This window comes from Streptococcus sp. SPS1 (genome assembly GCF_030439915.1).
GTDB lineage: Bacteria > Bacillota > Bacilli > Lactobacillales > Streptococcaceae > Streptococcus.
In genome coordinates this window covers 112,156-128,617 of the sequence record NZ_JAQFJG010000001.1, presented here as the reverse complement: position 1 = coordinate 128,617, position 16,462 = coordinate 112,156, and the positions used below count along the sequence as shown (strand labels likewise).

11 protein-coding genes are annotated in these 16,462 nt (G+C 41.8%); 9 read left to right on the top strand and 2 right to left on the bottom strand.

Features of this window, described 5'->3' with window-relative positions; all coding sequences use genetic code 11:
- Positions 1 to 64 precede the first annotated feature (64 nt).
- The 7 genes from typA (at position 65) to alaS (ending at position 9,311) form a co-directional block, all read left to right on the top strand.
- Positions 65 to 1,906, top strand: coding sequence for a translational GTPase TypA (gene typA / locus PCY12_RS00655; RefSeq protein ID WP_000164111.1), 1,842 nt, complete (start codon positions 65 to 67; stop codon positions 1,904 to 1,906).
- Positions 1,907 to 1,925: 19 nt separating this feature from the next.
- Positions 1,926 to 2,180, top strand: a complete 255-nt coding sequence (locus PCY12_RS00650; protein ID WP_000262803.1) for a DUF3165 family protein — start codon at positions 1,926 to 1,928, stop codon at positions 2,178 to 2,180.
- 116 nt (positions 2,181 to 2,296) lie between these two features.
- Positions 2,297 to 3,649: a UDP-N-acetylmuramoyl-L-alanine--D-glutamate ligase gene (murD, locus tag PCY12_RS00645; protein WP_301351099.1), complete on the top strand. Its 1,353-nt coding sequence runs from the start codon at positions 2,297 to 2,299 to the stop codon at positions 3,647 to 3,649.
- A 1-nt stretch (position 3,650) separates the two neighbouring features.
- Positions 3,651 to 4,709, top strand: coding sequence for a UDP-N-acetylglucosamine--N-acetylmuramyl-(pentapeptide) pyrophosphoryl-undecaprenol N-acetylglucosamine transferase (locus PCY12_RS00640; RefSeq protein WP_173213800.1), 1,059 nt, complete (start codon positions 3,651 to 3,653; stop codon positions 4,707 to 4,709).
- A 9-nt stretch (positions 4,710 to 4,718) separates the two neighbouring features.
- Entirely contained in the window at positions 4,719 to 5,909 is a 1,191-nt protein-coding gene (locus PCY12_RS00635; RefSeq protein ID WP_301351098.1) for a cell division protein FtsQ/DivIB, read from the top strand.
- 276 nt (positions 5,910 to 6,185) lie between these two features.
- Entirely contained in the window at positions 6,186 to 6,671 is a 486-nt protein-coding gene (locus tag PCY12_RS00630) for an LURP-one-related/scramblase family protein (RefSeq protein WP_301351097.1), read from the top strand.
- Positions 6,672 to 6,692: 21 nt separating this feature from the next.
- Positions 6,693 to 9,311 (top strand): alanine--tRNA ligase, encoded by a 2,619-nt coding sequence (gene alaS, locus PCY12_RS00625; RefSeq protein WP_301351096.1) that lies wholly within the window; start codon positions 6,693 to 6,695, stop codon positions 9,309 to 9,311.
- A gap of 308 nt (positions 9,312 to 9,619) precedes the next feature.
- Here alaS and PCY12_RS00620 read toward each other — a convergent pair whose 3' ends face one another.
- A complete protein-coding gene (locus PCY12_RS00620) occupies positions 9,620 to 11,074 on the bottom strand; it encodes an alpha-amylase (RefSeq protein WP_301351095.1) in 1,455 nt (484 codons plus the stop codon).
- A gap of 176 nt (positions 11,075 to 11,250) precedes the next feature.
- Here PCY12_RS00620 and PCY12_RS00615 point away from each other — a divergent pair, with 176 nt between their 5' ends.
- Positions 11,251 to 12,000 carry an ABC transporter ATP-binding protein gene (locus PCY12_RS00615; protein WP_301351094.1) on the top strand — a complete coding sequence of 250 codons (750 nt, stop codon included), beginning with the start codon at positions 11,251 to 11,253 and terminating at the stop codon, positions 11,998 to 12,000.
- Positions 11,981 to 13,615 carry a hypothetical protein gene (locus PCY12_RS00610; RefSeq protein WP_301351093.1) on the top strand — a complete coding sequence of 545 codons (1,635 nt, stop codon included), beginning with the start codon at positions 11,981 to 11,983 and terminating at the stop codon, positions 13,613 to 13,615. Before PCY12_RS00615 ends, PCY12_RS00610 begins: the two co-directional genes overlap by 20 nt.
- 667 nt (positions 13,616 to 14,282) lie before the next feature.
- Here PCY12_RS00610 and PCY12_RS00605 read toward each other — a convergent pair.
- Positions 14,283 to 16,433 carry an LTA synthase family protein gene (locus PCY12_RS00605; RefSeq protein ID WP_301351092.1) on the bottom strand — a complete coding sequence of 717 codons (2,151 nt, stop codon included), beginning with the start codon at positions 16,431 to 16,433 and terminating at the stop codon, positions 14,283 to 14,285.
- Positions 16,434 to 16,462: the final 29 nt, after the last annotated feature.

Genomic DNA, 16,462 nt, shown 5'->3' with positions numbered 1-16,462 from the left:
TTACCTGAAATTATGGTATAATCGTTCAGTTAGAAAATAAATTTTGAATATTATAGAGGAAATCATGACAAAACTTAGAGAAGATATCCGTAACATTGCGATTATCGCCCACGTTGACCACGGTAAAACAACCCTTGTTGATGAATTATTGAAACAATCAGAGACTCTTGATGCACGTACTGAATTGGCTGAGCGTGCTATGGACTCAAACGATATCGAAAAAGAGCGTGGAATTACCATCCTTGCTAAAAATACAGCCGTTGCCTACAACGGAACTCGTATTAACATCATGGACACACCAGGACACGCGGACTTCGGTGGAGAAGTTGAGCGTATCATGAAAATGGTTGACGGTGTTGTCTTGGTCGTAGATGCCTACGAAGGAACAATGCCACAAACTCGTTTCGTATTGAAAAAAGCCTTGGAACAAGACCTTGTCCCAATCGTGGTTGTCAATAAAATCGATAAGCCATCAGCTCGTCCAGCAGAAGTAGTGGATGAAGTCTTGGAACTTTTCATTGAGCTTGGTGCAGATGACGACCAGCTTGATTTCCCAGTGGTGTATGCTTCAGCGATCAACGGAACTTCTTCATTGTCAGATGATCCAGCTGACCAAGAAGCTACTATGGCACCAATCTTTGACACGATTATCGACCATATCCCAGCTCCAGTAGATAACTCAGATGAGCCTTTGCAGTTCCAAGTATCACTTTTGGACTACAACGACTTCGTTGGCCGTATCGGTATCGGTCGTGTCTTCCGTGGTACTGTTAAGGTTGGGGACCAAGTTACCCTTTCTAAACTTGACGGCACAACTAAAAACTTCCGTGTTACAAAACTCTTCGGTTTCTTTGGTTTGGAACGTCGTGAAATCCAAGAAGCTAAAGCGGGTGATTTGATTGCCGTTTCAGGTATGGAAGATATCTTTGTCGGTGAAACCATTACTCCGACAGATGCAGTTGAAGCTCTTCCAATCCTACACATCGATGAGCCAACTCTTCAAATGACTTTCTTGGTCAACAACTCACCATTTGCTGGTAAAGAAGGTAAATGGGTGACTTCTCGTAAGGTGGAAGAACGTTTGCAGGCAGAATTGCAAACAGACGTTTCCCTTCGTGTCGACCCAACTGACTCTCCAGATAAATGGACTGTTTCAGGACGTGGAGAATTGCACTTGTCAATCCTTATCGAAACAATGCGTCGTGAGGGCTATGAACTTCAAGTATCTCGTCCAGAAGTTATCGTAAAAGAAATCGACGGTGTTAAATGTGAGCCATTTGAGCGTGTACAAATCGATACTCCAGAAGAATATCAAGGATCTGTTATCCAAAGCCTTTCTGAACGTAAGGGTGAAATGTTGGATATGATTTCAACTGGTAATGGTCAAACTCGTTTGGTCTTTCTTGTTCCAGCGCGTGGGTTGATCGGTTACTCAACTGAGTTCTTGTCAATGACTCGTGGTTACGGTATCATGAACCATACCTTCGACCAATACTTGCCATTGATTCCAGGTGAAATTGGTGGACGTCACCGTGGTGCCCTTGTTTCTATCGATGCTGGTAAGGCTACAACTTACTCAATCATGTCTATCGAAGAACGCGGTACTATCTTTGTCAACCCAGGTACTGAGGTTTATGAAGGAATGATCATCGGTGAAAACTCTCGTGAAAATGACTTGACAGTTAACATCACTAAGGCGAAACAAATGACCAACGTTCGTTCAGCTACTAAGGACCAAACAGCTGTTATCAAGACACCTCGTATCTTGACACTTGAAGAGTCTCTTGAGTTCTTGAACGACGATGAGTACATGGAAGTAACGCCTGAGTCTATCCGTTTGCGTAAACAAATCCTTAACAAGGCAGAGCGTGAGAAAGCTAACAAGAAGAAAAAATCAGCTGAATAAGAGCTAGAAAGAGAGAAAGATGGTCTATTTAGTCCTAGGAATTTTACTGCTCCTACTCTATGTATTTGCGACACCAGAAAGTATTAAAGGGACAGTCAATATCGTCGCTATGGTATGTATTTTAGTGGCACTTTTGGTTTTGTTGGCTCTATCTTTTTTGAAAATTTTTCAATTACCAACAGAAATATTCCTAGCAATAGCCATGTTAATCCTAGCTTACTTTAGTGTGAGAGACATCACACTCATGCCAGTCAAAAAAAGTAAAAGAAGATAAAAAAGAGAGTTTCGGCTCTCTTTTTTGCTTGTTAGAATGCTGAATCTGAGCATTTTCATTTAGAATTATTTCCATAAAAATGGTAAAATAGTAAGAGTAGAAATGGAGTTTGAGACATGAAAGTAATAGATCAATTTAAAAATAAGAAAGTCCTTGTTTTAGGTTTGGCCAAGTCTGGTGAATCTGCAGCTCGTTTGTTGGACAAGCTAGGTGCCATTGTAACGGTAAATGATGGGAAGCCTTTCGAGGACAATCCAGCTGCGCAAAGTTTGCTGGAAGAAGGAATCAAGGTCATCACAGGCGGTCATCCTTTGGAACTCTTGGATGAAGAGTTTGCTCTGATGGTGAAAAATCCAGGCATCCCATACAGCAATCCCATGATTGAAAAGGCTTTGGCAAAGGGAATTCCAGTCTTGACTGAGGTGGAATTGGCTTACTTGATTTCAGAGGCGCCAATTATCGGTATCACAGGTTCAAATGGAAAAACAACCACAACGACCATGATTGGGGAAGTTTTGACTGCTGCTGGACAACATGGCCTTTTATCAGGGAATATCGGCTATCCAGCTAGTCAAGTGGCCCAAACTGCGACAGATGAGGACACGCTTGTTATGGAACTTTCTTCTTTCCAACTCATGGGTGTTCAAGAATTCCATCCTGAGATTGCGGTTATTACCAACCTCATGCCAACTCATATCGATTATCATGGTTCTTTTGAGGAATATGTAGCAGCCAAGTGGAATATCCAGAACAAGATGACAGCGGCTGATTTCCTTGTCTTGAACTTTAACCAAGACTTGGCAAAAGAATTGGCTACTAAAACACAAGCTACAGTTGTACCATTCTCAACACTTGAAAAGGTTGATGGAGCTTATCTGGAAGATGGTCAACTCTACTTCCGTGGGGAAGTGGTCATGGCAGCGAATGAAATCGGTGTTCCAGGTAGCCACAATGTGGAAAATGCCCTTGCGACTATTGCTGTAGCCAAGCTCCGTGGTGTAGACAATCAAACTATTAAAGAAACTCTTTCAGCCTTTGGTGGTGTCAAACACCGTCTCCAATTTGTGGATGAAATCAAGGGTGTCAAATTCTATAATGATAGTAAGTCAACCAATATCTTGGCAACTCAAAAAGCCTTATCAGGATTTGACAACAGCAAGGTCGTTTTGATTGCAGGTGGTTTGGACCGTGGGAATGAGTTTGACGAATTGGTGCCAGACATTACTGGACTCAAGAAGATGGTCATCCTCGGTCAGTCTGCCGAACGTGTCAAACGGGCAGCAGACAAGGCTGGTGTAGCATATGTGGATGCAACTGACATTGCAGATGCGGCCCGCAAAGCCTATGAACTTGCGACTCAAGGAGATGTGGTTCTTCTCAGTCCTGCCAATGCCAGCTGGGATATGTATGCTAACTTTGAAGTACGTGGCGACCTCTTTATCGACACAGTAGCGGAGTTAAAGGAATAATATGAAAAAAATTGTCTTTACAGGTGGGGGGACGGTGGGACACGTTACCCTCAATCTTTTGTTAATGCCCAAGTTCATCGAAGATGGTTGGGAAGTCCACTATATCGGGGACAAGCGTGGTATTGAACACCAAGAAATCCTCAAGTCAGGCTTGGATGTCACTTTCCACCCCATTGCGACTGGAAAATTACGTCGTTATTTCTCTTGGCAAAATATGCTGGATGTCTTTAAAGTTGGTTGGGGAATTGTCCAATCGCTCTTTATCATGTTACGAATTCGTCCACAGGCCCTTTTTTCAAAGGGAGGTTTTGTCTCTGTGCCGCCAGTTATCGCTGCGCGTGTGTCAGGAGTGCTTGTCTTTATTCACGAATCTGACCTATCTATGGGCTTGGCCAATAAAATCGCCTATAAATTTGCGACGAAAATGTATTCAACTTTTGAACAGGCTTCAAGTTTGGCTAAGGTCGAGCATGTGGGAGCAGTGACCAAGGTTTCAGACCAAAAAAGTCCAGAACCCGATGAATTGGTGGATATTCAAACCCACTTTAATCCTAAATTGCCAACTGTATTGTTTGTCGGTGGTTCTGCAGGCGCTCGTGTCTTTAACCAATTGGTGACAGACCATAAGAAAGAACTGACAGAGCGCTACAATATTATCAATCTAACTGGAGATTCTAGTCTGAACGAGTTGAGCCAAAATCTCTTTCGTGTTGACTATGTAACCAATCTCTATCAACCCTTGATGGAATTGGCTGATATTGTTGTGACACGTGGTGGTGCCAATACGATTTTTGAGCTCTTGGCCATGGCAAAATTACATATCATTGTGCCACTTGGTCGTGAAGCTAGTCGTGGTGACCAGATTGAAAATGCGGCTTACTTTGTAAAAAAAGGCTATGCAGAAGAGCTTCAAGAAAGCGATTTGACCTTGGATAGTTTGGAAGAGAAGCTTTCTCACTTACTAAGCCACAAGGAAGACTATCAAGCCAAGATGAAGGCTTCAAAGGAATTGAAATCTCTAGCAGATTTTTATCAATTGTTGAAAAAAGATTTATCATAAGGAAAGTAAATGTCAAAAGATAAGAAAAATGAGGGCAAAGAAATCCTCGAAGAATTGAAAGAGTTATCAGAATGGCAGAAACGAAACCAAGAATACCTAAAAAAGAAGGCTGAAGAAGAAGCAGCCCTAGCTGAGGAGAAGGAAAAGGAAAGACAAGCTCGAATGGCTTCAAAATCTGAAGAGTCAGATGCGACCGAGGACCAAGATAGTGAATCTGATTCAAAAGACTCAGAATCAGCTAAGGAAGAGTCTGAAGAAAAAGTAGCATCCTCAGAGGCTGACAAAGAGGAAGAAGAGATAGGAGAATCAGGTTCTAAAGAGAAGGAGGAACAGGATAAAAATCTTGCTAAAAAGGAAAAACCAGCCAAAGCAAAGATTCCTGGCCTCCATATCTTGCGAGCTCTAACGATTTTATTTCCAAGTCTGCTTTTATTGATTATCTCTGCTTACTTACTCAGTCCTTATGCGACCATGAAGGATATTCGTGTTGAGGGAACGGTGCAAACTACGGCTGATGATATTCGACAGGCTTCAGGCATTCAGGATTCGGATTATACGATTAACCTTTTGCTAGACAAGGCAAAATATGAAGAGCAGATCAAGTCTAACTATTGGGTAGAATCAGCTCAGCTTGTTTATCAATTTCCAACCAAGTTCACTATCAAGGTCAAGGAATACGATATTGTTGCCTACTATGTTTCTGGTGAAAACCATTATCCGATTCTTTCCAGTGGTCAGCTTGAGACTAGTTCGGTGAGTTTGGTGAGTCTGCCAGAAACTTATATATCAGTTCTCTTTAATGACAGCGAACAAATCAAGACCTTTACCTCAGAACTTTCTCAAATTAGCCCCGAACTCAAATCTGCTATCCAAAAGGTGGAACTAGCCCCAAGCAAGGTCACATCAGATTTAATTCGATTGACTATGAATGATTCGGATGAAGTTTTGGTTCCCCTTTCTGAAATGAGTAAGAAATTGCCTTACTACAGTAAGATTAAGCCACAATTGTCAGAACCGAGTGTGATTGACATGGAAGCTGGAATTTACAGCTACACTGTGGCGGATAAATTAATTATGGAGGCTGAGGAAAAAGCCAAACAAGAGGCTAAGGAAGCTGAGAAAAAACAGGAAGAAGAACAGAAAAAACAAGAGGAAGAGAGCAATCGAAACCAAACGACCCAGCGCTCATCGCGTCGCTAGATTTACCTTTCCTCTTATAGCTCTTTAGTGACCGGAGATGATTTCCAGTTGACGTAGACTTAAAAAAACGTTATAATAAGAAAGTTGAGAATTGATTTTCAATTGTCTTAGTCCAGAGAAATGGCGGTGCTGCGAGCCATCTAAGCTAGAAAGTCATGCTACTCAATCATACAATTGCATAAGAATAAGAGAATGACAAGTTCATTGAATGAAGGTGGTACCGCGGTTTTTCGCCCTTCGTGATATGAGCTTGTCTTTTGATTTTTGGAGGTGTTGATGAAAACATTTCTTGTCAAACAAAAGTTTCGTCTTGGAGGCGAACGCTTCGCTATCAAGGATGACAGGGGAGAAATCGTCTATCAGGTAGAGGGATCATTTTTTAAGATTCCTAAAACCTTTACCATCTATGATGCGACTGGTGAACAGGTCAGTCAGATCAGTAAAGAAATCTTGACCTTGCTTCCTCGTTTTGAGATTCAGCTTCGGGATGGCTCGAGTTTTGTCATTCGTAAGAAGTTGACCTTCTGGCGAGATAAGTATGAGTTTGATAATCTAGGTCTTCGTATCGAAGGCAATATCTGGGATTTGAATTTCAAATTGCTGGATGATCGCGATCAGCTGATTGCGGAAATTAAGAAGGAACTCTTCCATCTGACCTCTACCTATACCGTAACGGTTCTTGAGGACGCTTATGCAGACCTAGTCATTTCCCTCTGTGTCGCGATTGACTATGTGGAAATGCTGGAGAGCCAATCACATTAAACAAGTAAATAAGGAGACAATATGAAACAACTATCTAGTGCACAAGTACGCCAAATGTGGCTTGATTTCTGGGCGACCAAAGGTCACTCTGTAGAACCATCAGTGAGCTTGGTTCCTGTAAATGACCCAACACTTTTGTGGATCAACTCTGGGGTAGCAACGCTTAAGAAATACTTTGACGGGACCATTATCCCTGAAAATCCACGTATTACCAATGCCCAAAAGGCTATTCGTACTAACGATATCGAGAACGTAGGGAAGACTGCACGTCACCATACCATGTTTGAAATGTTGGGGAACTTCTCTATCGGAGATTACTTCCGTGACGAAGCCATCACTTGGGCTTATGAGCTTTTGACAAGCCCTGAATGGTTTGACTTCCCAGCTGAAAAACTTTACATGACTTACTACCCAGATGATAAAGATTCTTATAACCGCTGGATTGAAGTGGGAGTGGATCCAAGTCACTTGATTCCTATTGAGGACAACTTCTGGGAAATCGGTGCAGGACCTTCTGGACCAGATACAGAGATTTTCTTTGACCGTGGAGAAGCCTTTGACCCAGAAAATATTGGTATTCGTCTTCTTGCAGAAGATATCGAAAACGACCGTTACATAGAAATCTGGAATATCGTTTTGTCACAATTTAACGCAGACCCTGCTGTTCCTCGTAGCGAGTACAAGGAATTGCCACACAAGAACATTGATACGGGCGCAGGTTTGGAGCGTTTGGTTGCAGTTATCCAAGGGGCTAAGACTAACTTTGAAACAGACCTCTTCATGCCAATCATTCGTGAAGTGGAGAAATTATCTGGTAAGGTTTATGACCAAGATGGCGACAACATGAGCTTCAAGGTCATCGCTGACCACATCCGTTCCCTTTCATTTGCCATCGGTGATGGTGCCCTTCCTGGAAATGAAGGTCGTGGTTACGTCCTTCGCCGTCTTCTCCGTCGTGCTTCTATGCATGGTCAAAAATTGGGTATCAACGAGCCTTTCCTTTACAAACTCGTTCCAACTGTTGGAAAAATCATGGAAAGCTACTATCCAGAAGTGCTTGAAAAACGTGATTTTATCGAAAAAATCGTTAAGAGCGAAGAAGAATCATTTGCCCGTACCCTTCACTCAGGTCAACACTTTGCCCAAGGCATTGTAGCTGACTTGAAAGAAAAAGGTCAATCTGTCATTGCTGGTTCAGATGTATTTAAACTTTACGACACTTATGGATTCCCAGTTGAACTGACTGAAGAAATCGCTGAAGAAGCTGGTATGACTGTAGACCGTGAAGGTTTTGAAGCAGCTATGAAAGAACAGCAAGAACGTGCGCGTGCGTCAGCTGTTAAGGGTGGCTCAATGGGGATGCAAAATGAAACCCTTCAAAACATCACTGTAGAAAGTGTCTTCAACTACAATGCTAGCCAATTGTCTTCTAAATTGGTGGCTATCGTGGCTGACAATGCAGAAGTAGAAGCTGTGTCAGAAGGAACTGCCTCTCTTATCTTTGCGGAAACGCCATTCTACGCTGAAATGGGTGGACAGGTCGCTGACCACGGACAAATCTTGGATGAGTCAGGTAAGGTTGTGGCTACTGTGACAAATGTTCAAAAAGCTCCGAACGGACAGGCTCTTCACACGGTTGAAGTCCTTGCACCGCTTGCCTTGAACCAAGAATATACGCTGGCAATCGATACAAATCGTCGTCACCGTGTCATGAAAAACCACACTGCTACTCACTTGCTCCATGCGGCTCTTCACAATATCCTTGGAAACCACGCAACACAAGCAGGATCTCTTAACGAAGTTGAATTCCTTCGCTTTGACTTTACCCACTTCCAAGCAGTGACTGCTGAAGAATTGCGTGCCATTGAACAGCAAGTCAACGAGAAAATCTGGGAAGCTCTTGAAGTGAAGACAGTTGAAACGGATATTGACACTGCTAAAGAAATGGGAGCTATGGCTCTCTTTGGTGAGAAATACGGCAAGGAAGTCCGTGTTGTTACTATCGGTGACTACTCTATCGAGCTTTGTGGTGGTACCCATGTTGGCAACACTTCTGAAATTGGCCTATTCAAGATTGTCAAAGAAGAAGGTATCGGATCAGGAACTCGCCGTATCTTGGCAGTGACTGGTAAGGAAGCCTTTGAAGCCTACCGTGAACAAGAAGACGCTCTTAAAGCTGTCGCAGCAACCTTGAAAGCACCTCAAGTCAAGGAAGTACCTCACAAGGTAGAAGGACTTCAAGAACAACTTCGTCAACTTCAAAAAGAAAATGCTGAGTTGAAAGAAAAAGCCGCAGCTGCAGCCGCGGGCGATATTTTCAAAGACGTTAAGGAAGTCAATGGCCACCGTTACATTGCTAGTCAAGTGTCTGTATCAGATGCCGGTGCCCTTCGTACCTTTGCAGATAACTGGAAACAAAAAGACTACTCTGATCTTCTTGTCCTAGTTGCTGCTATCGGTGACAAAGTCAATGTCCTTGTAGCCAGCAAGACAAAAGACCTTCATGCAGGAAACCTTGTCAAAGAATTAGCACCAATCGTCGATGGACGTGGTGGTGGTAAACCAGACATGGCCATGGCAGGAGGAAGCAACCAAGCTAAGATCCGAGAATTGTTGGATGCCGTAGCAGGTAAATTGTAATCAAGTAAAGATCTATCCATTTGGGTAGGTCTTTGTTTTCTAAAGGAAATTTTCTAAAATTCTTTGTCAATCATTTTATGCTTTTCGAAAATCTCTTCAAACCACGTCAGCGTTGCCTTGGATTTTATATGTGACTGACTTCGTCAGTCTTATCTACAACCTCAAAGCAGTGCTTTGAGCAACCTGCGGCTAGCTTCCTAGTTTGCTCTTTGATTTTCATTGAGTTTAAAGATCTATCCATTTGGGTAGGTCTTTTTCATACCAAAAAAGCCAAATCCGATTGGACCCGGCTTGATAATTATTGACTATTAGATTGTATTGGCTGCCCAGACACTTACGGATCTAGCTGAGACTGGGAATTGTCCATAACCTTCCTCATCGATTGTAACTTGACCTTGGTGGTTGCCAAGTAAATCTACAAAGGTTTGGTTAGCCCATTCTTGGCCGACAAACATTGACTTGCTGTTTTCTTGGTCATTTGAGATAAGGACTGCGATTGGGGATTGATGTTCAGCACCTGAACGGACCCAACCGATACAGTTAGCATCATCAAAGTAGTCATTTTGTTCTCCATAAGCCAAATCTTTTCGGATGGCTAGGAGGCGGTCAAGAACTTCTTTGAAATCTTCTTGAGCATACTGCCCTGAAATTCCATAGTAGTCGCCGTAAAAGACACATGGAAGGCCATTTTGGCGTAATAGAATGAGGGCATAGGCTGCTGGTTTGAACCATTCTTCAACAGTAGACTCAAGAGCCTGTCCTCGTTGGGTATCGTGGTTGTCGACAAAGGTTACAGCCTTGTCAGGTTTGAGTTCAACCAGGCTATCTGTGAAAATGCCACGAAGGTCATAGTTGGAACCTGCTCGGCTAGCATCAAAGAGATTCTGGTGGAGACGAACATCGACAAGGTCAAAGCGTTCTTCCGTTTTTTCGAGATAGTCCAGATTGGCTTCTTTGTCTGGGTTCCAAAATTCACCAAAAACATAGAAATCCTCACCGTATTTTTCCTTCATATCGCGGATAAAATTGCGCATAAAGAAAGAGTCAATGTGTTTGACGGCATCCAAGCGGAAACCAGCTACACCAGTCGTTTCCATGAACCAATCAGCCCAGTCATAGATATTTTGGATGACTTCAGGATGTTTAAAGTCTAGGTCGGCATACATGAGGTAGTCATAGTTACCGTTTTCATTATCGACCAATTCCTCATTTGCCCAACCCTTGTTGTCCCCTTGGATGAGATAAATCCCAGACTTGCGACGTTTGGCATCGTAGTCTGTACCGGTGAAGTGGTACCAGTGCCAGTGGAAGTCATTATAGGTATCTTGGCGACCATCGAAGGTAAAGCTAGTCCAGCCATTGATGGTGAAAGGTTCTCCGAGTTCAACCGTACGGTCTACAGGATCCACTTCGATGACCTGAAAGGCTTCCCTGTGATCGGCTGCAGCCTTGTGATTGAGCACCACATCGGCCATTGGTTGAATTCCCTGTGCTTTTAGGGCTTGAATGGCTTGAAGATAGTCTTCTTTGAAACCATACTTGGTGCGGACAGTTCCTTTTTGGTTAAATTCTCCAAGGTCAAATAAGTCATAGACCCCATAGCCTACGTCTTTTTCATTGGTAGCTTTGAAAGCTGGTGGCATCCAGACGTGACTGATCCCCAGATGAGCTAGGTGTGGAGCATCTTCAGCCAGACGCGCCCAGTGCTGGCCGTCGTGGGGCAGATACCATTCAAAGTATTGCATGAGTGTTTGATTTTGCATGATGTTTCCTCTTACTTGTCAATCTTGTTCTTTATTCTATCATAAAGTATTGGTTAGAGCAAACGTTTGCGTAAAAGAAGAAAACTATTTTAATGATTTAAAATAAAGTATTGATTTTTTTGTATCAAAGTGCTAGTATAATAGTATGTGATATAGATAAAGATAGGAGTCATCCCATGATTGAATTTCAAAATGTTAGTAAGTTGTATGGTGATAAAGAGGCCTTGAGCAATCTCAATTTGCAGATTAAAAATGGGGAGATTATGGGCTTGATTGGCCATAACGGTGCTGGAAAATCGACTACCATAAAATCCCTAGTCAGTATCATTTCGCCCAGCAGTGGTCGTATTTTGGTAGATGGTCAGGATTTATCGGAAAATCGCTTGGCTATTAAACGAAAGATTGGCTACGTAGCAGACTCGCCTGACTTATTTTTACGCTTAACAGCCAATGAATTTTGGGAATTGATTGCCTCATCCTATGATCTGAGCAACTCTGACTTGGAGGCTAGTCTAGCTAGGCTATTGAAAATTTTTGATTTTGCTGAAAACCGCTATCAGGTCATTGAAACTCTTTCTCACGGAATGCGTCAGAAAGTCTTTGTCATCGGGGCACTCTTGTCTGATCCTGATATTTGGGTCTTGGACGAACCCTTGACTGGTTTGGATCCCCAGGCTGCCTTTGATTTGAAGCAGATGATGAAGGAACATGCGCAAAAAGGGAAGACGGTCTTGTTTTCAACCCATGTCCTAGAGGTAGCTGAGCAAGTCTGTGATCGGATTGCCATTTTAAAAAAGGGGCATTTGATCTATTGTGGTAGCGTAGAGGACTTGAGGAAAGACCATCCAGACCAGTCTTTGGAAAGTATCTACCTTAGCCTTGCTGGTAGAAAAGAGGAGGTTTCAGATGCGTCTCAAGGTCATTAAAAAATTAGTGGATATCAATATTCTCTATTCATCTCAAGAAGCTAATCTGGCTAACCTACGAAAGAAGCAAGCTAAAAATCCTGGAAAAAAAGTAAATGTTTCCGCTAGAGTCCTAAGTTCTTACATTTTTTCCAGTCTCTTGATGCTCATCATGTTTATAAATATAGCTATTCATTTTCCTTTTGAGGAAATACCAAGTTTTTTTAGTAGCATGGTTGCTATTTTACTGGTGCTTGCCTTTTCAACTTCTTTCACTGCCTTTTACAATGTCTTTTATGAGAGTAAGGATTTGGTATCGTATAGGCCCTATGCCTTTAAAGAATCAGAGATTATAATCGCTAAAGGACTGTCTGTCCTCTTGCCAGCTCTGCCTGGAATTGTACCAATCCTAGCTTATTTTCTAGTCCTCTATATTAGGCTAGCACCTTCTCTTTGGCTGGGCTTGCCTTTGATGCTGCTGTCCTTGGCCTTATTATTTGTCTCTGTGACTTTAGTGATGATAGTGGCAGTACATTTCTTGGCTCAGACTACGGTCTTCAGAAAGTATCAGTCTATTTTTGCCAATGTGATGATTGGGATAGGAGTTCTCATACCTTTAATATTTGTCCTCTTTCTACAGTCGACTTTTGGAAGTATTGTTGACAAAGTTAGAGACATTCCATTTCTCCTTTATCCTCTTCATATCTTTTACAAAATAGCAGTGGAGCCTTTTTCGACAGAAGCCATACTGGGTCTGCTCGCTTGGATAGCTTTAACTGTTTTCTTGCTTTACCTGACCAAAAAGAAGGTTCTTCCTCATTTTTATGACGTGATTCTGCTTAACAGTGAGGAGAAGGTCAAGAAAGAACGTCGCAATAAGGAGAGAATTTCAACTACTAAAAAGGGATTTTTCCGTATGGTTTTACGCTACCACTTCACCCTCTTGGGACAGGGAACTGGCGTGATTACAGTGCTTTTTACAAGTGCTTTCCTTCCTTATCTCATGATGATCGGTCTGATTTCCAAAATTCGAGATTCTCAGATAGTTCCAGATATTCATCCTCCATACTGGTTACCCTTGTTTTTTATAGGATTGTTTATATCAGTTGTCAATAACAATATCACCAGCCTGCATTCAATTGCTTTATCCTTGGAGAGGGAAAATGTTGATTTTCTTAAGAGTTTACCCTTTGACTTTGCTCGTTATGTGAAAGTGAAATTTTGGATTATATTTGCTGTCCAGTCCTTTTTACCAGTTCTGACTTTACTTGGCCTTTCTCTATATCTAGGCTTGCCCATCCTTTCGATGATTTACCTCCTTGTGGCATGGATCCTTGCCAGTGTCATCCTTTCTTGCCACCATTACCTTAAGGACGTGAAAAATCTGTCAACCAATTGGAGTAGCATTACGGACCTGGTGAACCGTTCAAATCGTATAGTAGCAATTGTTTTGATTTTTATTTATAGTGCAATCTTAATGGCCCTTGTAATAGGGAGCTTATTCTTGGTTCGGTCTCTCTCCCCTATCCTTGCCATCAGCTTGGGAGTAGGAGTTCTTATCCTCTTGCTTGCTCTTGCTATTTTTGGCTATCATTACTACCTGTCACGCATATTGGCAGAAATAGAAAAAAGATGAGCTAGTTGTCGCTTGCTTGATAAATTCAATTCGACAAACGCTTTTATAGTTTGTTAGAATGTAGTTATAAATGATTAAGATTGGTAATCAAAAATATAGGGAGGAATGTTTTGAATAAGAAATATAATCTAGTTCTATTATTGTTGTTTATAGTTTATTTATTTGGATATTTTTCAATTTCAAAAACTTTCATTCCTATAATGTGTGTGATCCAAGTATTTTTGATAGAACATATATTTAAAGTTCGAAATAGAATGATGCAAATAGGTGAAATTTTAATTATTCTTGCTTCTATAATATTATTTATTGATAGTATATTGAGTTTGTAACAAAAGGCTTTTCTATAATATCAAATTTTCCAGATACCTGCTGAAGCTGATTTATATCCTAATATTTCTTCTACTATCTTCGTCACTAAACTTGACAGACATATATTGTAGGTACGACCTCTCTGTCTACAATCTCACAGTTAATACTCTTCGAAAATCTCTTCAAACCACGTCAGCTTTGCCTTGCCGTACTCAAGTACAGCCTGCGGCTAGCTTCCTAGTTTGCTCTTTGATTTTCATTGAGTATAACCTGTGGCTAGTTTTCTAGTTTGTTCTTTGATTTTCTTTGAATTTTATTTGATAAAAAGAAATGCTCCTCCAAGACGGAAGAGCATTTTTTATTGTGATTTTGATTCGGTTTCTGCCGACTCTGGGTGGAGTTCTTGGTAACTTGGTGCCTTGAAAAGGTCAGTACTGGTTTTACCTTGTCGTTGGCTAAAGAGACTGGTTGATTGACTACCTTTTTCCTGTTCAATCTTTTGCAGAATTGGCAAGGAATTGAGGTAAGAAATACTTTCAGTATCAACTTTTCCAAGATGATCTTTTTGGTAAAAACGTATCAAATCGCCAGTTTGAATCTGGTCACTGATTTTTAGCTGTTGGCTGGCTGCCTGCCGAACGCTTTCCAGTTCGGTCTGAGTTTGTTCATCAAGATTACTGATTTCGAGACCACTTTCAGTATAGTAGGTTCGTCCGTCGTAGCTGGTGTATTTTGGTGTGACGAAGGAATTGGCAGTCCGAAAGGCAACGATTTCTTGGTGGTCTGGTGATAGGAGGTCTTGTCCAACTTGAAGGAAGGAACTGGACTCAATGCCAAGGAGGTGTTCGAGAGTCGGTAAGATATCGATTTGTCCACCGTAGGTATTGATGATTTGTCCTTTTTCATAGCCAGGAATGACCACCATAAAAGGCACTCGTTGCAACATGGCATTGTCGTAATTAGACCAGTTCTCAGAAGTCTTGCCAATCAAGGGAGCCAGCTCAGGATTTCGGGAGTTGGAAATACCATAATGGTCTCCGTAGATGACGATGATGGATTTTTCATAGAGGCCACTTTCTTTGAGATAGTCAAAGAAGGCCTTGATAGCACTATCCAGATAGTTAGCTGTTTGGAAGTAGCCGTTGATTGTTTCATCTTTGGTTTTAGCCAGTGGGAAACCAAGCTCATCGCCTGTCAGATTGCTAGCATAAGGATAGTGATTGGACACCGTGATATACTTAGCATAAAAAGGCTGCTGCAAATGCTCCAGATATTGGATAGAATCTTTCATCATGATTTTATCATTTAAACCATATTGGAAAGAATTGCTACTGTCTTGCTTGGTAAAATAGGAAGCATCAAAGAAGTATTGGTAGCCCCATTGTTTGTAGGTCGTATTTCGATTCCAGAAGGTCCCGATATTACCGTGAAAGACGGCACTCGATTGATAGCCGTTTTTTGATAGGATAAAAGGAGCTGCCTGCTGGGTATTGGTACCTCCATAGTTAACCATAAAGGAACCTTGGTCAAGTCCAAACAAACCAGTCTCCAGCATGGTTTCCGCATCTGAGGTTTTACCAGCCTTGACTTGGTTAAAGATATTCGAAAAGGCTAGGGTTGATTGCGAATGGTAGAGTGAATTTAGGAAGGGAGTGACTTCATGCTCAGTTCCATCTAGGTTGAGTTTATAGTCAATCAGGAACTGTTGGAAACTCTCCAAGTGGAGATAAATCACATTTTTTCCTTTGGCCAAGCCAAAATAGTCTGGATTGGGCTTAGCCGAATGCTCTTGAATATAATCTGTAATAGGTTGAAGGTCAGTCTCAGAAGCCTTGGCACGTTCCTTGTTTGCACTGTAGGATTGGTTGGCACTATAGCCTAAAAAGGCGGGTAGACTAAGGGCGCGGACAACATAATAATTCGAAAATCCTCGCGATAGGAGATCGGGACGCTCGATTTCAGCCAAAAAAAGATTAGCTGAAAAGAGCAGGGCTGAGAGAGCAGTGATGGCAATACTGGAGCGAAATTTGAAAGGTCTCCTATCCAAATGGATGAATTTTTTATAGAAAAGGAAAGTCAGCAGTGGGAAATCCATAAAATAGATGAAATCCCAAGGACGCAGTAACTCTAGTTCTGCAGTGCCGACAGACACCTTGCTGACCACCTTCATGGTATTAGCCGTGATAAAGTCGCTAAATTCTCGATAGTAAAAGACATTAGAATAGAGCCAAATGAATAAAAGGCTATAAATAGCTATACTAAGACCATAAAAGATCTTGGTTGAGCGAGCATAGAGGGCTGAAGCTAGCAGGAGGAGCCCCAAAGGAAGGGGATTGAAAAAGGCGATAAAGGCAAGGTAATTTCCCTGCAACTTGCCCACTTGAATATCTAAATTAAAGTCAACGGCATAGGCTAATAAGGTTTTGAGCCAATATAGGATTAAAAGGGTTAGGACAAAACCCAGTCTGGTACCGATGGCTTTTTGGATTTTGTTAAAATTGCTTTTCACACATTTACTTCCTAATTTTTTATTAGTAT